General features: G+C 68.2%; 21 protein-coding genes. 10 read left to right on the top strand and 11 right to left on the bottom strand.

What is annotated here, in order from left to right:
• Positions 1 to 23 precede the first annotated feature (23 nt).
• The 5 genes from AC5W7N_RS07485 (at position 24) to AC5W7N_RS07465 (ending at position 3,629) form a co-directional block, all read left to right on the top strand.
• Positions 24 to 656, top strand: a complete 633-nt coding sequence (locus tag AC5W7N_RS07485; RefSeq protein WP_163810272.1) for a class I SAM-dependent methyltransferase — start codon at positions 24 to 26, stop codon at positions 654 to 656.
• Between the two features lie 361 nt (positions 657 to 1,017).
• Positions 1,018 to 1,407, top strand: coding sequence for a hypothetical protein (locus AC5W7N_RS07480; protein WP_163810274.1), 390 nt, complete (start codon positions 1,018 to 1,020; stop codon positions 1,405 to 1,407).
• A gap of 27 nt (positions 1,408 to 1,434) precedes the next feature.
• Positions 1,435 to 2,025: a hypothetical protein gene (locus tag AC5W7N_RS07475; protein ID WP_194989285.1), complete on the top strand. Its 591-nt coding sequence runs from the start codon at positions 1,435 to 1,437 to the stop codon at positions 2,023 to 2,025.
• Positions 2,022 to 2,753: an ESX secretion-associated protein EspG gene (locus AC5W7N_RS07470; RefSeq protein ID WP_163810278.1), complete on the top strand. Its 732-nt coding sequence runs from the start codon at positions 2,022 to 2,024 to the stop codon at positions 2,751 to 2,753. Before AC5W7N_RS07475 ends, AC5W7N_RS07470 begins: the two co-directional genes overlap by 4 nt.
• 30 nt (positions 2,754 to 2,783) lie before the next feature.
• Entirely contained in the window at positions 2,784 to 3,629 is an 846-nt protein-coding gene (locus tag AC5W7N_RS07465; RefSeq protein WP_163810279.1) for a polyphosphate kinase 2 family protein, read from the top strand.
• A gap of 61 nt (positions 3,630 to 3,690) precedes the next feature.
• Here the strand turns inward: AC5W7N_RS07465 and AC5W7N_RS07460 are convergent, their stop codons facing one another.
• Together AC5W7N_RS07460 and AC5W7N_RS07455 are read right to left on the bottom strand one after the other, a co-directional pair.
• Positions 3,691 to 3,981: a hypothetical protein gene (locus AC5W7N_RS07460; protein WP_163810282.1), complete on the bottom strand. Its 291-nt coding sequence runs from the start codon at positions 3,979 to 3,981 to the stop codon at positions 3,691 to 3,693.
• Positions 3,982 to 4,022: 41 nt separating this feature from the next.
• Positions 4,023 to 4,454, bottom strand: coding sequence for a DoxX family protein (locus AC5W7N_RS07455; protein WP_194989286.1), 432 nt, complete (start codon positions 4,452 to 4,454; stop codon positions 4,023 to 4,025).
• Positions 4,455 to 4,460: 6 nt separating this feature from the next.
• On the opposite strand from AC5W7N_RS07455, the gene AC5W7N_RS07450 reads away from it, so the two are divergent.
• Together AC5W7N_RS07450 and AC5W7N_RS07445 are read left to right on the top strand one after the other, a co-directional pair.
• Positions 4,461 to 5,450: a LysR family transcriptional regulator gene (locus AC5W7N_RS07450; RefSeq protein WP_495923441.1), complete on the top strand. Its 990-nt coding sequence runs from the start codon at positions 4,461 to 4,463 to the stop codon at positions 5,448 to 5,450.
• Between the two features lie 166 nt (positions 5,451 to 5,616).
• Positions 5,617 to 6,606, top strand: coding sequence for an AurF N-oxygenase family protein (locus tag AC5W7N_RS07445; protein ID WP_194989288.1), 990 nt, complete (start codon positions 5,617 to 5,619; stop codon positions 6,604 to 6,606).
• Positions 6,607 to 6,686: 80 nt separating this feature from the next.
• Here the strand turns inward: AC5W7N_RS07445 and AC5W7N_RS07440 are convergent, their stop codons facing one another.
• From AC5W7N_RS07440 to AC5W7N_RS07420, 5 genes are all read right to left on the bottom strand, one after another.
• On the bottom strand, positions 6,687 to 7,091 hold the full coding sequence (locus tag AC5W7N_RS07440) for a DUF8820 family protein (protein WP_194989289.1): 405 nt from the start codon (positions 7,089 to 7,091) through the stop codon (positions 6,687 to 6,689).
• Between the two features lie 10 nt (positions 7,092 to 7,101).
• On the bottom strand, positions 7,102 to 8,163 hold the full coding sequence (locus AC5W7N_RS07435) for a DUF6745 domain-containing protein (protein WP_195006827.1): 1,062 nt from the start codon (positions 8,161 to 8,163) through the stop codon (positions 7,102 to 7,104).
• Between the two features lie 234 nt (positions 8,164 to 8,397).
• Positions 8,398 to 9,210: an alpha/beta fold hydrolase gene (locus AC5W7N_RS07430; protein ID WP_280498731.1), complete on the bottom strand. Its 813-nt coding sequence runs from the start codon at positions 9,208 to 9,210 to the stop codon at positions 8,398 to 8,400.
• A gap of 56 nt (positions 9,211 to 9,266) precedes the next feature.
• Entirely contained in the window at positions 9,267 to 10,412 is a 1,146-nt protein-coding gene (locus tag AC5W7N_RS07425; protein WP_495923440.1) for an FAD-dependent oxidoreductase, read from the bottom strand.
• A gap of 222 nt (positions 10,413 to 10,634) precedes the next feature.
• A complete protein-coding gene (locus AC5W7N_RS07420) occupies positions 10,635 to 11,918 on the bottom strand; it encodes a carboxylesterase family protein (protein ID WP_495923439.1) in 1,284 nt (427 codons plus the stop codon).
• 95 nt (positions 11,919 to 12,013) lie between these two features.
• Between AC5W7N_RS07420 and AC5W7N_RS07415 the strand changes: the two genes are divergently transcribed.
• From AC5W7N_RS07415 to AC5W7N_RS07405, 3 genes are all read left to right on the top strand, one after another.
• Complete coding sequence (locus tag AC5W7N_RS07415) at positions 12,014 to 12,598, top strand: TetR/AcrR family transcriptional regulator (RefSeq protein ID WP_194991141.1); 585 nt, start codon at positions 12,014 to 12,016, stop codon at positions 12,596 to 12,598.
• A 166-nt stretch (positions 12,599 to 12,764) separates the two neighbouring features.
• Positions 12,765 to 13,556: a DsbA family protein gene (locus tag AC5W7N_RS07410; RefSeq protein ID WP_194991140.1), complete on the top strand. Its 792-nt coding sequence runs from the start codon at positions 12,765 to 12,767 to the stop codon at positions 13,554 to 13,556.
• A complete protein-coding gene (locus tag AC5W7N_RS07405; protein ID WP_163810304.1) occupies positions 13,553 to 14,119 on the top strand; it encodes a vitamin K epoxide reductase family protein in 567 nt (188 codons plus the stop codon). The genes AC5W7N_RS07410 and AC5W7N_RS07405 overlap by 4 nt, the downstream gene beginning before the upstream one ends.
• Before the next feature lie 7 nt (positions 14,120 to 14,126).
• Here AC5W7N_RS07405 and AC5W7N_RS07400 read toward each other — a convergent pair whose 3' ends face one another.
• The 4 genes from AC5W7N_RS07400 to AC5W7N_RS07385 all read right to left on the bottom strand — a co-directional run bounded on the left by AC5W7N_RS07400 (position 14,127) and on the right by AC5W7N_RS07385 (position 19,427).
• Positions 14,127 to 15,275 (bottom strand): S1C family serine protease, encoded by a 1,149-nt coding sequence (locus AC5W7N_RS07400; protein WP_495923438.1) that lies wholly within the window; start codon positions 15,273 to 15,275, stop codon positions 14,127 to 14,129.
• A 108-nt stretch (positions 15,276 to 15,383) separates the two neighbouring features.
• Positions 15,384 to 16,562, bottom strand: a complete 1,179-nt coding sequence (locus AC5W7N_RS07395) for an AI-2E family transporter (protein WP_195020140.1) — start codon at positions 16,560 to 16,562, stop codon at positions 15,384 to 15,386.
• 44 nt (positions 16,563 to 16,606) lie between these two features.
• Positions 16,607 to 17,659, bottom strand: coding sequence for an NAD(P)-dependent alcohol dehydrogenase (locus tag AC5W7N_RS07390; protein WP_163810311.1), 1,053 nt, complete (start codon positions 17,657 to 17,659; stop codon positions 16,607 to 16,609).
• A gap of 133 nt (positions 17,660 to 17,792) precedes the next feature.
• Complete coding sequence (locus AC5W7N_RS07385) at positions 17,793 to 19,427, bottom strand: DEAD/DEAH box helicase (protein ID WP_195020141.1); 1,635 nt, start codon at positions 19,425 to 19,427, stop codon at positions 17,793 to 17,795.
• Positions 19,428 to 19,462: the final 35 nt, after the last annotated feature.

Raw genomic sequence — 19,462 nt, 5'->3', positions numbered from 1 at the left:
TCGCGGACAATGGAGTCGGCTCGATGAATCTCGCTCGGCGCACGATGAACAACCCGGCGCTGGCCGCGGTGTACGAACGGGCCTGGCGTCCAACGCTGTTCTATCTGGCCAGCGGCCGCACCACCGCGGCGGATCGGCGTTACGCGGCCGATTCGCTGCGGCTGCACAAGGCGCATCGGGTGCTCGATATCGCCTGCGGTCCAGGCAATTTCACGCGATATCTGAGTGAGCGGCTGCCCGATGACGGTTACGCGGTCGGGGTGGATTACTCGCCGCCGATGCTGGCCAGGGCCGTGGCAGACAACGCGGGGCCGCGGGTGGGTTACCTGCGCGGCGATGCCCGGTTCCTGCCGTTCGCCGACGGATCCTTCGACGCGGTGTGCTGTTTCGGTGCGCTGTATCTGATTCCGGACCCGTTGGCGGCGGCGCGGGAGATGATCCGGGTGCTGGCGCCGGGCGGCCGGATCGCGATCACCACCAGCCATCGCGATGATTCGGCGTTCGGGCATGCGAGCCGGATCGTCGGTGGCTGGTCGGGTCTGCGGGTGTTCGACACCGAGACGTTCCCGGCCTTGTTCGCCGAGCACGGGTTGGTCGAGATCGATCAGGAGATCCATCGGCTGCTGCAATACGTGTCGGCGACCCGTCCGGGCTGAGATCTCGCGTCGCCGGCCGGGCCGATCGCGCAGTCAGGGCGAGATCGAATTTGCTACCTCCGCTGCCGAATACGAAGCCGACCACATCAGCTTCGGCCAGCGGTGCACCGTGCTCTGCCGGGAGGCCGGTGACGCCGTCGCAGCGCGGATGTTCAAGTCGGGAGCCGATGTGGCGGTGCGGTTTTCACCCAGGTTCCGGTGGTCGGATCGGGTCCGCGAGCCACCATCACTATCGTGCGCGACATCACAGCCCGGTTCCGGTGCCGGCTTCCGAAGGCGGCGACACCGCGCATTTCCGACCGGTAGAGTCCGAATCGACGCGGCGGGGATGTGATGGACCGAGCGGAAGGGGGAGCCCAGGATGGCGGTACCGGAAACGGGGCAGAGCCGGGCTCGGCAGCTGTACGTCGCGGCGGTGGACGGCGGTGCAACGCCGTTCGAACTCGACGAGGACGTGGCCACGAATCTGGCCGCGGCCTGCGACATCCTGGTCGACGATCTCGATCGGGCCAGAGCCGGATCACATGTGATCACCGAGGTTTCCGGGTTCCCCGACCTACCCACCGGCCATGCGCTGGCCCGCGGATTCGGCATGAAGGGTCGCGAATATCTCGACACGTTGACCGCCCTCCAAGAGACCGCGCTGCTCTACAAGGCGGCTTATCTGGCAGCGGGCAAGAAGTTCGCCGACGCCGAGGCCGCCAACAAGGCCGCGATCGACCTCGTCGCCGCGCATCTGGCGCCGCGGTGAGGCGGGCCGTCGAGGGAGGAACGCACCATGGCTGACGACGCCGTACCCGCCGGTGATACCGATCCCCCATACGCACCGGAGCGTGAACATTTCATCGGCTACACCCATCAGGAGATCTGGGACCGCGTGCACGAGGTGATGGATCCGGCCGCGCTCGACCGCGCGGCGGCGGTCTGGCAGGCCAATGCCACCGCGCTGGCCGAGGCGTTCCGCGTATTCGGCGATGCCACCGCTCGCGAGTTCGCGCGGTGGTCGGGACAGACCGCCGACGCGGCCGCACAGGCCACCCGTGATTTCATTCGCGTTGGCACCGATGCCCACGAGGTGTGCGCTGCGATCGCCGCGCTGTTCGAGCTGGATCGCGACGCGGCGCAAACGGTTCGGGCTGCGATCCCGCCGCCGCAGCCGTATCGTCCGCTCGACGATCCCGCCGCCGAGGCCGTGCACGGCGGGCAACGAAGAATGGATCACGACATCGCGGCGGCGGCCGTCACCGCCGACGTCCAGGACCTCATGACACACGTCTACTCCCCCGCCATCCCCGCTTCGGGAGACCGGGTGCCCCGCTTCGCGGTACCCCGCACCGATTCCACCGGCGGCGGGAGCCTGCCACTGTGAAATGGGTACTCACCCCGGACGAATTCAGCTACGTCTGGCAGAACGAAACCGATCTGGATCGCCGCCCCTATCCGGTCAACATGGCGCCCGCCGCCACCGTGCGCACCGAGAGCGAACACCTGCGCCTGCGATTACCGCAGCGGTTCGCCAGACAGGCCGACCCCGATCTGGCTGCCGCGCTCATGCTGTGCGCTCGCGCCGACGCCACCACCGTCACCGTGTCCGGCGAACGCACCGCCTCAGGTAACGGAGACTGCCCCGACCGCATCTTGGCCTTCGCCGCCGTGGTGCACCAGCACGCCGCGATCCTGGTGGCCGCGCCCACCACCGTGACGGTGCAGATGAGTCATGCCCGCGCCCTCGGCGAGCTGCTGGTCGAGGTGATCGGGCCGGCGCGCCCGGGCCGGGCAGGCACGCTACGCGAACCGCAGGATGCGGTGCTCGGCGCCACCGACCACGCGGGCAATGGCCAGACCTTCTCCACCAACGGTGAGCGCGGCGCCGCCCGCTTCCGTCGCGCTCTGCGCAAACCGGTCGACGGGCGCGGCTTCATCACCGTCACGGTGGAACCGGACAATCCGATGTCGCCGCCGACCCGGCATCGCACCTGGCTCGACGTCAGCGGCGACGGACGGTATCTGCTCACCACCGCCGATGAGCTCACCCTGACACCGGTGTCCGATGCCGATTTCGCCCATCAGCTGCTCAAACTCGCCCAGATTCGCTGATCGCGCCTGCGAATGTGGTAGGTCTGACGGATGGTGAAGCACTGGTCGGTTCCGGTCCGGGAAGCATTGCAGGCCGACGGCGTGCGTATCGCCGATCTGGACACCTCCGCCCGTCCCGGTTTCGACGGCGACAGGAAGCTCGGTGAGGCCCTGCTGACCGAACGCGGAAAGGTGCTGTCGGATCTTCAGGAAAAGCTGTACGCCAACGGCCGATCCGGTGATTCACGCAGCGTGCTGCTGGTGCTACAGGGTATGGACACCGCGGGCAAGGGCGGCATCGTGCGGCATGTGATCGGGTCGGTGGATCCGCAGGGCGTCGACCACGCCGCCTTCGGGGTGCCCACCGAGGAGGAGAAGCGCCACCACTACCTGTGGCGCATCCGCAAGGAGTTGCCGCGCGGCGGCCAGATCGGCGTGTTCGACCGCTCGCACTATGAAGACGTGCTGGTGGTGCGGGTGCACAATCTCGTTCCCGCCACCGTCTGGGGTGAGCGCTACGACGAGATCAACGCCTTCGAACGCGAACTCACCGATGAGGGGATCACCCTGGTGAAGGTCGCCATGTTCGTCTCCCTCGACGAACAGAAGAAGCGCCTGCGCCAACGCCTCGAACGCCCCGACAAGTACTGGAAATTCAACCCCTCCGATATCGACGAACGCGCCTACTGGCCCTCCTATCAGGAGGCCTATCAGGCCATACTCGACCGCACGAGTACCGAGCGGGCGCCCTGGTACGTCCTGCCCGCCGACCACAAGTGGTATTCCAGGCTCGCCGTCACCGAACTGCTCATCGCGGCCTTACAGGACCTGGACCTCGATTGGCCGCCGGCGCACTTCGACGTCGCCGAGCAGCTCGCCCGCCTCGACGAGGCCTGATCAGTCAGCCGGACGGCCCGCCATCGCCTACGACCGGGCGGCCGCAGGCGATGGCGATCGACTAACGCTCGTCGACGATTTCACCGTTCTGCACGGTGCCGTCCGTGGTGAGCGCCAGGGTGGCGGTGACGGGCGGGAAGGCGGCCGAGGCGTCGAGCGCGGCCGCCAGCTGCTCGGCCGTTTCCCAGCGCCATACGTCCTGGTAGGTGCCGTCGTCGAGGCGGATGAGCCGAGTCTCGACCAAGCCGTCGAAACCGGAGCGGATGCCTGCGATCACCTGGGCGCGCTGGGCCAGCATCTGCTCGAGCTCGGCCGGATCGACGGAGTAGTGGTGCACACGAACTGCGGACATGAGGATTCCTTCTTTCTCGGGTGTGATTTCACGGGACCTGGTCAGGCCGGCTGCGGACGATTGCCGAGCACGGGCGCGGCGAATCCGGCGCCGCCCGTGGGCAGCCACGCCCGGGTGGCCAAGGTGGCGGCGGCGAATGCCATCGGCCCACCCCACTTGTCGACGCCGTCTCCGGCGGCGATGTGCGAGGCAGCGGCGCCGCCGTAGACGAACACCAGTCCGGCGTAGGCCCACTCCTTGGTGCGCGGATGACCAGGGGTCAGGATCGCGGCGAGCGCGGCCACTTTGGCAGTGCCGAGGATCGTCGCGAAGTACATGGGATAGCCGAGGTGGTCGAAAACTTCTCGGACATAGCGGATGCGGGCGAGGTCCCAATAGGAACCGACCGCCGTTTCGGCCAAGACAGCGGTGATCGGGACCCAGCGCGCGAGTCTCAGCGCACGCGAGCGCGCGAGGGTGTTCGGTCTGGTCATGGGCGTGTGGCTCCTTTCGACGAATGCGGTAACCAGATTCCGCCGTGCCAGCGCCGCGAACAACGGCGTATCCTGCAACGATCGTTAATGCCTGTGTTCACGATCGGATCGGCAGTGGAGCTACGTGACATCGAGATATTCCTGACCCTCGCCGAGGAACTGCACTTCGGGCGCACCGCCCAACGCCTGCACATATCCACCGCACGGGTGAGCCAGGCGATCCGCCTCCAGGAACGCCGGTTGGGGGCGAAGCTGTTCGAACGGACCAGCCGCCGTGTGGAACTCACCCCGCTGGGCGAACGGCTGCGCGAGGAGCTCTCGGTGGGCTACCGCACCATCCAGGGCGCGATCGATTTCGCGACGGCCACCGGTCGCGGCATCGGCGGGCTGCTGCGGGTCGGATACACCGCCGCCTGGTGCGGTACCACGCTGATCGCGGCGGCGGACCGGTTCACCGCACGTTATCCGGGTGGCGAAGTGCAGATCCGCGAGGTGCAGGTGGGCGACTACCGGCAGTTGCGTGCCAGGGAGATCGAGCTGCAAATGAGTGAGTTCCCGATCGAGGAACCGGATCTCATCACCGGCCCGGTCGTCTTCGCCGAACCGAGGGCGCTGGTCATCTCATCGAATCATCCTGTGGCACAGCAGAAGTCACTGACCATGGAGGATCTGGCCGGCATCCAGCTGATCGACGGCATCGGCCCGTCGCAGGCGATCAACAGCTTCCATTTCCCGACCCACACCCCCTCCGGCGCACCGATCCCGCGCGGCCCGGCGGCGGCCACATGGCCCGAGGTTCTCACGCTCATCAGCGCGGGCAAAGGTGCCTGCCCCTGCTCTGTTCGCGCCGCCGACTTCTACCCGCGCCCCGGGCTGAGCTTCATCCCCTTCGCCGATGCTCCACCGATCGAGTTCGGCCTGGTCTGGCATGCCGACGGCCCTGCCGCCCGGATACAAGCCTTCGTCGACACAGTGCTCGAAGGCCTGGCTGCCTGAGCGGCGAGTGGCAGGTACGTTCGAACGTTTCCTCCCGGCACCGACATGGCGCGCGGCGGCTCCGCCGTTCCATACACCCTTGTCTGGAACTGGGGCGCCGTCTACCATTTAATGAGACTCCGGGTCCCAGATAATCTCCCCCGGAGCTGGCACGAGGGAGACACCGATGACGCTGTCTGTGGCACGTGAGGCCGCATCCGCTGATCAGACCTACCGCGAGGTACTCCAGGGGCTGTCAGAGGGGTCGGTCAACAAGCACTTCGACCCGTATGTCGACATCGACTGGGACTCCCCCGACTACGGCGTCGACCGCACCGATCGGCGCTGGATCCTGCCCGAGGCCGATCCGCTGGGCCACCATCCCTGGTACAAGTCGCTGCCCGTCGAGAAGCAGATCGCGATGGGTATGTGGCGGCAGGCCGGGATCGCCAAGGTGGGACTCGACTTCGAGCAACTGCTGATCCGTGGGCTCATGCAGTACGTGGTGTCGCTGCCGAACGGCGATCCGGAATTCCGCTTCATCACCCATGAAGCCGCCGAAGAGTGCAACCACACGCTCATGTTCCAGGAGATGATCAATCGCATCGGCGAGGACGTCATCGGCATGGGCTCCATCGACCGCAAGCTGACGATGATCATCTGGCCCGCGGTGAAGTACTTCCCCGAGTTCTTCTTCACCATGGTGCTCGGTGGTGAGGAACCCATCGACCATTTGCAGAAGTCGATTCTGCGCGGCGGCGACCAGATGCATCCGATGGTGCAGCGGGTCATGCAGATTCACGTGGCGGAGGAAGCGCGGCACATCTCCTTCGCGCACGAATATCTGCGCCGCAACGTGCCGAAGATGCACCCGGCCACCCGCTTCGCGCTGTCGCTGCTGTTCCCCACCGCCATGCGCATCATGTGCGAAATGATCGCGACCCCGCCGAAGGAGTTCATCGAGAAGTTCGAGATCCCGCAGTCGGTGGTGAAGGACATGTACTGGCGCAGTGAGGAATCCAGCAATGCCCTGCGCGATATCTTCGCCGACGTGCGCGCCTTGGCCGAACAGAGCGGTCTGATCAACCCGGTGTCGAAGTTGGTGTGGAAGGTGCTGGGCATCGACGGGAAGCCGTCGCGGTACCGGAGCGAACCGGTTCGTCGCGCGGTCGCCTGATCTCCGCGGACGTTCGCTCCCGGGCGGGAGCCAGATGTGTCCCGCCGCCGAGGCATCGGCCCGGCGGCGGGACACCGCCGTCAGTCGGCGACGAGCCGGGTGCGCATGTGCGAGTGTTCGCGCTGCCGCCGGATGACATACGTCCCCGGCACGCTGCCGGTGGCGCCGTGTTCGGGATGCATCAGGTAGGCAACGGATTCCGCGGCGAAGATGCCGAGCGCGAGCCCGGACGGGTCGGCGACGTCGGTCGTCCACCGGCAGGTACCGGGTTCGGCGACCAGCGCGTGCGGATTCCCGCCCGCGGCGCCGCGCAGCACCTCGATGCCGTCGGGCGGGACGGGCCACCAGCTCGCGTCCGGGCTCGGCGTGACCGAGTCGAGCAGGTACAGCGGGATGACGATCAGGTCGCCCTGGGCGTGCATGCCGCGGATCACCGGGATGCGAAGGGATGCGTCGAGTTGTTCCAGGACAAGGGATTCGGTCATGGTCATCACCTCAGGTGCGGTGTAGGAGCTGGGAGTATTGCGTGCCGGTCAGGCCATAGGTCCAGGCCGCGGCGTCGACGGGATCGGTGAGATATCGGGGAACGGTCAGGCCATAGCGGCGGCGGGTGCCGTCGCGTTCGACGGAACCGTTCACCGCGACCAGCACTCGCTGGTCGTCCGGTAGCTCGTAGAGCATCAGTTCGTAGCCGTGATTGCCGGGATCGGGCGCGCAGGCCAGCAGTTCCATGCCGGCTTCCTCGACATAGGCAGGCCAGCCGAGTCGTTCGATGGCGCAACGCCGCACCTCGACATTGGTTTCCCGGTCGATGGCTTCGGCCGTGGGGTCGGTGATCACCCAGCCGGGCACCTGTGTCCCGTGCCAGAAGAACAGTTCCCAGCCGTCGGAATAGCGGATGGCGGGGCCGTCGGCGCAGTGCAGGCGCAACCGGCCCCGGTCCCCCGCGTCCTCCGCGGCCAATATTTCGGGACGCTCGGAAACGACGCACAGATCCTCGTCCGGCCACCACGGGCCACAGGCCGCCGCTACCGCCGCCCACAGCTCCCACGCGCGGGCATGTTCACCTGCCCGATTGGGCGGGAAATCCGACCACACGACCGAGCCCGACCCGCAGTGCGCGTTGTTCCGGATCGAACTCGGCCCGCCACCGGCTGCCATGATGATGCGGCCGATAGTGCCCGCCCATGAAGACGTCAACGGACCGGCGATGTTCTGCTCGAAGGGCTCCAGCGCGCACGCCCATCGGTCGTACTCGCGTCGCGACATACCGACGGTCACCCGCATGCGGCTGTGAATTCGCGAAAGTAACTGCACGACAGCGGGTTCGGGAGATGTTATCGGTCGCGGCCCGCGCTTGGCTCCCGGCTCACCGGTCGCACGGGCGATCAGCGGCGAGGAGACCCATCGAAAGCGTGGTGGGCCGAGACCGGCGAGTTCGTAGATTTCGGAGATGGCCGCCTCAGCGGCGCGACGATCGGCCGGTTCGGTGCACAGCATCCGGCCGAGCCATTTCTTGCGGATGTTCGCAGCTTCCCGCTGCCCGAGAACACTCACCGGATGGCGGTGGTGTCGTCCTTTCCAACGATCATGCGATCAACAGTGACAGATCGGGACAAGATCGGCAAGCACTCCTCCTGCGCAGCGTCCCGGAACCGCCTGGCATGGGCGGATCGGTGCGCGTCATCCGAAGGCGCAGTACGTGCAGCGATGCCGGGTGCTCAGGGGCTCGCATCCGAATGTCAGGTGGGTTCGACCGGCGCACGTCAGGGCGCCGGTCGTCACCGTGATTCAGCCGACGCGAATCGACCCGAGCAGGTCGAACAGTTCACCCGCCACATGCTCGGGCAGCTCGAGACCCGGGAAGTGGGTTTCGCCATTGAGCCGGGAGTAGCTGAACCACGGATTCTTGGCGGCGAATTCGGCGTGCAGCGCATCGTATTCGGGGGCCTTCGGATGGGAGAATACGTGCCGGATCGGCTGCGGTGTGCTCATCTTCTCCATTCGGCCCATCGGGGAACCCCATGTCCGATAAGCCTTTTCGACTTCCCGCCCGGAGCGGGCCCACATGTCGTAGCCGTGCCCGCCTGCCTCGAATCGGACGTGGTTGAGCACGGTCTCGTCGGTGCTGCCGTCGAGCCAGGATCGCAGCAGTTCATCGCGCGCGGCCTTCCAGGTGGCCGGGTTCTGCAGGGCGGCGACACCGGCGGCGAACTCCGGGGGCGGCGGGGTCATGATGAGATCGAGCAGCAGGACCGCAGGCACCCGCTCGGTACCGAGCTGGTCGGCCATGTCCAGGCCGACCCAGCCGCCGTGCGCATGCGACAGCGGCACGAACGACTCGACCTCGAGCGCGTCGAGCAGCCCGATGGTGTCGGAAACCTGTTCGGCCACACCGAAATCACCAACCAGTGTGCGATCCGGTCCGTGACCACGCCAGCACACCCGGATGACGCGATGCTTGTCCCGCAAGTACGGCAGCAGCGGGTTCCAGGCGCGGTGGTCGTGGGCCCAGCCGTTGAGCAGCACGATCGCCGGCGTATCGGGTGCGTAGCCCTGGTCGTCGAAGGCGATCTCGACGCCGTTGATCTTCATCGTGTTGATCATGTTTCTCTCCTTCTCCCGAGCCGCGGCAGTGCGGGCACGGACGATTCGCCGGTTCAGGCGGCCTGATCACTGATGGTCGGCCGCAGCCGGGTGGCAGCCAGCTGGGAATCGGTGAGACCGGGCAGGCGACCGGCCACCATCAGCAGCGGATCACGCACGGCGTCGGGCAGGCTGTTGAGCAGGCGCATGCGGTAGGACGTCTGCTGGGTGCGTTCGATGCCCGGCCGTTGCTCGCGCTCCCAGCTGAGCAGCGCCTCGGACATCGGCAGGTCGGCACTGACGGCGGCGGCCAGCGAGACCGCGTTGATCATGGCCGTGCCTCCGCCTTGCCCCAGATACGGCGGTTGCGCGTGCGCGGCATCGCCGAGGAAGGCCACCCGGCCGCGCGACCAGGCCGCCAGCCGGATGAATTCGAAGTTGTCCCAGCGGATCTGCACGTCCGGTGTGGTGCGCAGCAGTGATTCCAGATAAGGGAAGCTGCGCACCCAGGAGTCGACGTCGATGTGGTCGCCGCGGGTGGCGGCGTCATCGGCATCAGCGACCAAGGCGAGGTAGACGTGTTCGGGGGTGCACGGGGTGTACAGCAGCCTGCGCCGGCCTTGGAAGTGCTCGAGATGTTTGACGCTGTCCGCGGCGGGAAGGTAGCCGGTGGACGCGGGCACCATGAGCCGGGCCGCGCCCTCCCGCATCCGGATGCGGCGGGTGGTGAGACCGAGCCGGTCACGCAACCGCGAATGCACACCATTGGCGACGACGACCAGATCCGCCCTTGCGGTCCGGCCGTCCTTGAACTCGACCCGTCCGTCCGGGTCGGCCGCCACAGCAGCCGAGTCGGTGACGAGGTCGACGCCGGCCCGGGTGGCCGCCTGCACCAGCGCGTCGATCAGCCGGTCACGTAGCAGTGTGTAGCAGCGCGGTCCGCCCTCGGCGTTGATATCGATCCGGTACAGGGTGCGCCCGGTGCGCGACCGGGCTTCGATCGCCGGGCCGATATGCGCGCCACGCGTGGCGTCGGCGAACGCACCGATCTCCGCGAGCGCGGATAACCCGTTGTCCCATATATAGATTCCGGCGCCGATCGCCCGGATCGCGGACTGCCGTTCGTGCAGTCGCACGGTCCAGCCCTTGCGGGCCAAGGCGGTCGCGGCGGTCAGCCCGCCGATGCCGCCGCCGATTACTTCAGCGTGCCGGTCAGCCATGGAACGCGGTCCTCTCTGGTGGAACTGGGGGCGACAGCGTTGGTCGCGGATCGGGATGTGACAGTGCCGGGCCACGCGACGCGATCGGCTCGTCCGGACGGGGCAGGATCTGGGTCGAGCCGGCAGTCGCCCGGTCTCGCCATCTGTCAGGGCGACAGCTGGGTACGCGGCGGGATGCGCCCTGTGTACGAATCCGGCAGTACCGGGATCGGGGTTCGTCGGTCACGGAATGGGTTGAGCGGCAGAAGAACCGGGCGCATGCCGGGTCCACCCGGGATCACCGGTCTGGACGAAGGCGCCCCACTGCTTCCGCGTCGGCGCACCGAGCATGCGAACCTCGGCGGGCGTGAGCGGGCGCAGCATGGCCGAGTCGTGCCAGGCGGAATCGTCACCGAAGAGCAGGGGCAGTTCCAGGCAATGGCAGGCGCCGAACGGGTTGTCCGGATGCAGGGTGTGCACCCGGTAGCGGTAGACCTCGGCGCCATGCGCGGCGAACAGATCGGCGAACGCGCTGGTGCCGTCGTCGAAGGCTTTGCGCCCGACCAGGTTCTGCACGGCAGACACCAATCGTGCGCCCGCCAACGGCACCGAGCGGATCCTCGAGAACACCGGATGCGGACCGTCGTAGAACGCCCGCATTTCCTCGGCTGTCGTGCCGATCACGAGCTGCGTCCCCGCCGCACGCCCGCGCACCTCGCGTTCCCAGCGCGCCCGGTCCGGCAGCGGATCGGCCCCGGCGACCGGCAGAAAGGGCGGTGCCGAATTGAGCCCGCCCGGACCGGCGAGCTTCTTCGCCGCCGCGGCCTGCGCGGCCAGGATCTGCGTCAGCGGTGCGTCCTGTGGATCACCGCCGAGCGCGGTGAGAAACGCCTGCGCCGCCCGCTGCGCTTTCGCGGCGCTCTGAAAACCGATTCCGAACGGTGAACTCTGCACGATCGCGCGCCGGAACAGTCCGCGCGTCGATTCGATGCCGAGCATCGCGACGATGGAATGCGCCCCCGCCGACTGCCCGGCCACCGTGACCAGGCCGGGATCACCGCCGAATCCGGCGATGTGCTCGCGCACCCACTCCAGCGCGGCGATCTGGTCGAGCAATCCGAGATTGCCCGGCGCGACGCCGGGCATCCGCAGATAGCCGAGCACCCCGAGCCGGTAGTTGATCGACACGACGACGATGCCGGTCTCGCGAACCAACTCGGTGGCGTCGTACAGATTCCACGCACCACCGCCCGCGAGGTAGGCCCCGCCGTGGATCCACACCATGACCGGCCTACTGCCCGGTTCGGCGGCGGCGGGCGCGGTGACGGTGAGCTCGAGGCAATCCTCGGATTGCGGCAACCGGACGGGCGCGCCCATCACCGGTTCCAGCCGGCCCGGCAGCTGCGGCGCGGTAACCGGCGAGCGGTGCTGGTGCGGCCCCTCGTACACGATCGGCTCCGGTGCGCCGAACCTTGCGGCCCTGGCATACGGGATCCCTCGGGACACCACGACGTCACTGTCGTTCATGTCGCTCCTCCTACGAATATCGCAAGTTGACTTGCGTTACCGCCACGCTAGGCCCCCGACCGAGATAACGCAAGAGCACTTGCGATAATGGGTACATGGCCGATGAGGCGAACCACACTCCGCAGTTGCGCGGCGCTCGACTGCGGCGCGCGGTCCTGGACGCGACACTCGCGCGTATCGAGGCCGTCGGCATCGACGAGGTGCGCGTGGCCGATATCGCCGCCGCCGCGGGCGTGCACGAGACCTCGATCTACCGGCGCTGGAAAACCCTGCCGAGGCTGCTGCTGGACGCGCTGCTCTCCCGGATGGAAACCCAGATCCCGATTCCGGACACCGGATCGGTGCGCGCCGACCTGCTGGCATTCATGACGATGCTGGTGGGCTTCGCGCGCAGCCCCTCCGGTGCCGCCCTCATCCGCTCCACGAGCATCACCGACACCGACGCCGAGGCCGACGCGGTCCGGCGCGAATTCTGGGCGGTGCGGCTGGCGGCCTCACAGCAGATCGTGCGTCGCGGCATCGAGCGCGGGGAGATCGCCGCGACGGTGGATCCGCGGCTCGCCATGCTGACTCTCGGCGGGCTCGTGCACATCTACATCACCCAGCTCGACGGCACGATCCCCGACGACCTCCCCGAGACCGCGGTCGACCTGCTGATGGCCGGCCTCACACCGCGCTGACCAGGTCTGTACCCAATGCGCGCGAGAACACGCCGCGTATTTCGGAAACTCTCAGGTTCACCGACCATGATGTGCGCGTGCCCGCTGACGCCGGAACACCGCGTCCGGCTCTACCATCAGGGCAGCAGGCAACGCGAAAGCGAGCGAAAGGCGTGGTGAACGCACGGTGAGCAACAACCCGGGTCGGAAGAATCCGCTGGCGGCGGCCGAGCGCGCCGACCGCAACCGCAAGATCGCGATCCAGGTGGGTGTCGCGGCGGTGCTCGTCGGCCTCGTCGCCGCGATCGGCATCGGGATCGCCATGCGCGGCTCCGACTCCGAGGACCTCGGCCCGATCCCCAGCGTGATCGCGGGCGCCCCGGCGAATCCGGGCGCGACCCCGGCCGCGGAGGCCCCGGATCCGGCGGCCTCCAACGGCGCCATCATCGTCGGCAATCCGGACGCGAAGGTGACCGTGCGCGTCGTCGCCGACCTGCAATGCCCGATCTGCAAGTTGTTCGAGGAAGCCAACGGGCAGGTGCTCGCCGATGGCGTCGCCGACGGCACCGTGAAGGTCGAATACAACATCGCGTCGTTCCTCGACCAGATGTCGACCACCGAGTTCTCCTCGCGTGGCGCGAACGCCGCCTACTGCGTTACCGATACCGGCGTCGACAAGTTCCAGGCCTGGTTGCAGGCCATGTTCGCGCAGCAGCCGCCCGAGGGTGGCAACGGCCTGTCGGATGAGCAGCTGATCGAGATCGCCAAGTCGGTCGGCTACACCGATCCGAAGGTCGCGCAGTGCATCAACGATCGCACCTACGACAAGTTCGTCCAGGCCAAGTCGAAGAAGCTGCTGGATGAGGGCATCAAGGGCACGCCGACCGTCTTCGTCAACGGTGAGCAGGTCCAGACCCGTGAGGCGCTGTTCCAGCCGGGTGGGCTGGCGCCGCTGATCGCGCAGGCCGCGGGGCAGTGATCGCGGCCGCCCCCAGATCCGCCTGGGTTCTGCTGATCGGTGGTCTGGCCGGCTGGATCGCCTCGTTCACCCTCACCGTCGAACGGTTCAAGCTGTTCGTCGACCCCGCCTACCAGCCCTCGTGCAGCCTCAACCCGATCCTGTCCTGCGGCTCGGTGATGACCACCGATCAGGCGGCGCTGTTCGGGTTCCCCAACCCGATCATCGGCGTCGCCGGATTCGCGGTGGTCGTCACGCTGGCCGTGCTCGCGGTGGCCGGGGTGGCCCTGCCGCGCTGGATCTGGGTGGGGCTGTGGCTCGGCACCATCGCGGGCACGGTGTTCATCTGCTGGCTGATCTTCCAGAGTCTGTACCGGATCGGCGCGCTGTGCCCGTACTGCATGGTGGTGTGGGCGATCATCACGCCGCTGCTCGCGGTCCTCACCCAAACGCTGTGGGGTGGCTCGCGCGGGCCGATGCGGGTGGTCGCGGAATGGCGGTGGACGATCGTCGCGCTGTTCTACGCGGTGGTGCTGCTGCTGATCTTCCTGCGCTTCCAGGACTATTGGCTGTCACTGGTCTGAGCGCGGGCTAGTTCGGCGTCCCCGGCGCGAGGACGACGCGGACGGTGCGTTGCCCGCCCGGCCCGCTGACGCCCAGTTCGACGATGTCGTGCGGTCTGTGCTTGTTGATCGCGGCGCGCAGGGCGCGAGCGCTGGTGACGATCTTGCCGTCGATCGAGGTGATGACCTCGCCGTCGGCCAGTCCGGCATTGTGCGCGGGCAATCCGTAGATGGCGACGTCGACCCGGGCGCCACTCGGCTTGGCGTCGGAGATCAACACCCCGAGGGTGGCGGTGGGGCCGACGTGCACGGTCTCGGTCGGCGTTCCGGAACGGATCTGGCGCACCACCCGCATAGCGGTGTCGATGGGCACCGCGTAACCCACGGGCGGACGTTGCGCTTGCACACCAGGCTCCTCGTCCTCCTGATCACCGGACGCCGCCGCGATCACTCCCACCACCGCGCCCGAGTGATCGGCCAGCGCGCCACCGGATTGGCCGGAACTCACCTCGGCGCTCACCTCGACCATCCCGGACAGTGCCTTACGGGACAGATCCGCGGAATTCAACGCCAGGATGGTGCTGTCCAGGTCGGAGATGCGCCCGGCCACCGCTGTGGGCTCCCCGGTGCCGCCCGCATTGCCGATGGCGAGCACCTCGTCACGCACTCGCAGACCCGACGAGCTGCCGAGCCTGGCCGTCGTCAGCCCGGTGGCGCCGACCAGTCCGAGCAGGGCGATATCGGTGCTCGAGTCATAGCCGAGCACCTGCGCGTCGTAGACCAGGCCGTCCGAGACCCGGGTGACCTTCACCGACTCGGCGCCCTTGACCACGTGATGACTGGTGAGCACCTGGCCGTCGGCGGTCAGCACGATTCCCGATCCGGCCGCGCCCACCCCGAACGGCTTGGTGGCGACGTTGATGTTCACCAGCACCGGCTCGATTCCGGCCGCCACGGCCACCGGATCCAGCGGTGGACGCGGCGCGACGACGGCGGGCGCTGCCGCGGGGATCCGTTCCAGCGAAGGCCAGCCGGGCAGCTCACCGCGGTATCCGAGGAAGGCCGCGACGGCAAGGACCGTGGCGACGACGGCCGCACCCAACCGGCCGGCGCCACCCCGTCGACGGGGGTGGTCGTCCCGCAGGTCATCGCGCGAATCGTGCCGGTCGCCGTCCATGCGCCTCCCACTTCACCCGCAGCCGATCACACCATTGTCTCCCGAGCGCTCGGCTGGAGGCTCGCGAATTCCGGTCGCAGGGCGGTGAGCTGGGCTTCTACGCCCGAATCAGTCTGATTTACGGCGCCGGAGGCGGATCAATCGATGGTGCGGCCGTTCGGGTTTGGGCAGTGGTGGTGGCGCGTTCTCGGTGGGCACTTCCACGTCGTAGCGGCGGATATACGCGCCCGCGAACGCCTGCAAGGTGGCCGTCACCGGGATGGCGAGCAAGGCCCCGGTCGGCCCTAGTATCGCCGCGCCCGCGAGCACCGCGCCGAACGCGACCGCCGGATGCATGTCGAGAGTGGTGGCGGTGATCCTCGGTTGCAGCACATAGTTCTCGAACTGCTGGTACAGAATGATGAATCCGAGCACCCACAGCCCGTCGGGTGGATTGTTCACCACCGCAACCACCACCGGCAGCGCACCGGCCAGATAGGTGCCGACGGTCGGGATGAACTGCGAGACCACGCCCACCCACAACGCCAGCGCGAACGCCGAGGGCACATCGAACACCCGCAGCATGATGTAGTGCGCCAGCGTCGACACCAGCGCGAGCAGGCCACGCGAGTAGATGTAGCCGCCGGTCTTCTCCACCGCGATATCCCAGGCGCGCAACACATGCCGCTGCTTTCTCGGCGGCAACAGCGAGCAGACCGCGTTGCGGAAGCGCGGACCGTCGGCGGCGAAATAGTAGGTGAACAACAGCACCCCGAGCGCCTGGAACAGCGCAGACACGGCAGTCGTGCCGATGCCCCACACATTGCCCGCCAGGCCCATCGCCGGGCCCTCCAGGCTGGAACTCCACTCGGTGGCGTACTTCTCGATGTCGTCGCCCGACATCTCGGTGTGGAAGGTCTTGTTGATCAGGTCGACGGCCTCGTCGGCATAGCGTGGCGCGTTCTCCACCAGGGTGGTGACCTGTTCCACCAGCAGCGAGCCGAGCGTCCACACGAATGCGACCATCACCAGCAGCAGCGTCAGGAACACCGCGCCGGTGGCCGGGCCGCGCCGCCAGCCGTGCCGGGCCAGCCAGTTCACCGACGGTTCGATGGCGAAGGCGAGGAACAGCGACACCATCAGCACCGTCAGCAACCCCTGCAATTGCTGCAGTAGCCAGAACGCCGCGACGAAACCCGCCACCGTCGCCGCGGCGAGCAGGAACGCCCGCAGCAGCCACGGTGGCGGATTCAATTGGCCCGCGGAACCGGGCCGGTCTGCTGGTCTCTGATCGTCCTCGGCAGCCACCCCGTCAAGTTACCCAGGCGCGCGCGTGGCTACCGTTCGACGCCTCACATGGTCGCCACGTCGATGACGAACCGGTACCGCACGTCGCTGGCGACCACGCGGTCATACGCTCCGTCCAGTTCGTCGGCGGCGATCACCTCGATCTCGGCGCCGATGCCGTGCTCGGCGCAGAAGTTCAGCATCTCCTGGGTTTGCGCGATACCACCGATCATCGAACCCGACAGTGAGCGGCGGTAGCCGGCCAGCGTCATCGGGCGCACCGACAGCGGCTGCTCCGGCAGGCCGAGGATCACCAGGGTGCCGTCGAGGGCGAGCAGCTTCATGTACGAGTCGATCGGCAGGTCGGCCGAGACGGTGTTGATGATCAGGTCGAACTGCCCGCGCAGTTCACGGAAGGTCTGCTTGTCGCTGGTGGCGTAGTAGTGGTGGGCGCCGAAGCGCTTGCCGTCTTCCTGTTTGCTCAGCGAGTGGCTGAGCACGGTGACCTCCGCGCCGAGGGCCGCGGCGATCTTCACCCCGACGTGGCCGAGCCCGCCCATGCCGATGATGGCGACCTTCTTGCCCGGGCCGGCCTGCCAGTGCCGCAGCGGCGAGAACAGGGTGATGCCCGCGCACAGCAGCGGTGCGGCCACATCGAGCTCGATGCCGTCGGGGATGGACAGCACGAAGTTCTCGGTCACCACGACCTGGGTGGAGTAGCCGCCCATGGTGTAGCCGCCCGGTTGCACGGCGTCGGGGACGGGCGTGTTGTAGGTCATCGTGGACCCGCCGGTGCAGTACTGCTCCTCACCGGCCAGGCACGCCCGGCAGACGCCACAGGAATCGACCATGCAGCCGACGCCCACCCGGTCGCCGACCTTGTGCCTGGTCACCGCGGAGCCGACGGCCGCGACGATGCCCGCGATCTCGTGCCCGGGCACACACGGGTAATTCGCGCCGCCCCATTCGTTGCGGGCGGTGTGGATGTCGGAGTGGCAGATGCCCGCGTACTTGATGTCGATCAGCACATCGTGTGGCCCCAGCTCACGACGTTCGATGGCGACCTTCTCGAACGGCGCGTCCGGTCCGGCCATGGCGTAAGCGGTAGCAGTACTCATGCGTTCATGCCTACCGCCGCATGCGGGTGTTTGCCAACTGTCGGCTGGATCCGCCGGGTGACCAGCAGGCCGGCGGACGGGTGCACGATGCCGGTTACGGGCGTGCCGACGCTGCGGCTCGCCCGCGCTCGACTCAGCCCGCCGCGCGGGTGGCCCGGCGCGGGCGACGATGCCGGGCACCGGCACCGGTGGGCGCGGAGTCCTCGAACCGGCGCGGAGTGTCGGCGTTGTGGCCGCGCGCGTTCGAGCCGTGCGGAGCGCCGGACCGATCGGAGCGGCCGGCCTGCTCGCCGCGACGGGCGGGCTGCCTGGTGCGGCCCTGGCCGTCGGCGTGGCGGGCCTCCGAGGCACCGGTACCGCGGCGCTCGCCCTGACGTTCGTTGCGATCACCCTGCGGGCCACCGCGGCGGCCGCCGACCCGGTGTTCGGTGGCAGCCCGGCCCGCGGCCGGGCGATTGCGTCGCGAACCGCCGCGACCGGCGGACTGCGCGGCCCCCGGCTCGGCGTTACGGCGGAAGCCGCGCGTACCACGGTCGTCCTGGCGCGGGCTCGCCGCGCGATGCTCGGGCGCGGCCACCGCGCCGATCAGGGCGGTCACGGCCGGCGAGGTCGCGCTGGCACGCTGCGGGGTGACGGTGAGACCGGCCTTGCGCAGCAGCACCGCGACATCCTTGCGCTGCTCGGGCAGCACCACGGTGACCACGTCACCGGAACCGCCCGCACGCGCGGTGCGCCCGGAACGGTGCAGGTAGGCCTTGTGTTCGGCCGGCGGGTCGACGTGCACGACCAGCTCGACGTCGTCGACGTGCACGCCGCGCGCCGCGATATCGGTGGCGACCAGGACCCGCGTCGTGCCGTCGGCAAAGGCGCTGAGATTGCGGTCGCGGGCCGCTTGGGAGAGGTTGCCGTGCAGGTCGGCGGCCGGAATGCCGGAGTCGGTGAGCTGCTTGGCGAGCCTGCGGGCATGATGCTTGGTCCGCATGAACAGGATCCGGCGGCCGGTGCCGGAGGCCAGCGCGCGCACCAGATCCTTCTTGGCGTCGGCGCCCGCCACCTCGAACACGTGGTGGGTCATGGTGGGCACCGGGCTCGCGGCGGTGTCGACCGAATGCGTCACCGGCTCCCGCAGGAACCGCTTGACCAGCCGGTCCACCTCGTTGTCGAGGGTGGCCGAGAACAGCAGGCGCTGGCCGCCGGCCGGGGTGGCGGTGAGGATGCGGGTGACGGCGGGCAGGAAGCCGAGGTCGGCCATGTGATCGGCCTCGTCGAGGATGCTGATCCGCACGGCGTCGAGCGAGACGACACCCTGGCGCATCAGGTCCTCGAGCCGGCCGGGGCAGGCGACGACGATATCGGCGCCCGCACGCAGGTCACGGGTCTGCCGGTTCACCGGCACGCCACCGAAGATGGTGACCACGCGCAACCCGCAGGGCCGGGCCAGCATCTCGACGGTGGCCGCGATCTGAGTGGCGAGCTCGCGGGTGGGTGCGAGGATCAGCCCGGCGGGATGACCGGGCCTGCTGGTCGCGCCGGCGAGCCGCTCGACCATGGGGATGCTGAAGGCGAGGGTCTTGCCGCTGCCGGTTTTACCGCGGGCGAGCACATCGCGCCCGGCCATGGTGTCGGGCAGGGTGGCGGCTTGGATCGGGAACGCGCCGGTGATGCCCGCGGCGTTCATCGCATCGATCAGTGCGGCGCGCACACCGAATTCGGTGAAGGGCGCGACGGGGGCAGCCGTGGACACGGCGGCAGAAGCTTTGTCGGACATGGAGATAACAGGTGCCTTTCCGGCATCGGAGCGAG

The organism is Nocardia sp. CDC519 (assembly GCF_059509835.1).
The sequence above is the reverse complement of the archived record's forward strand: the minus strand, read 5'-3'. Positions and strand labels throughout refer to the sequence as shown.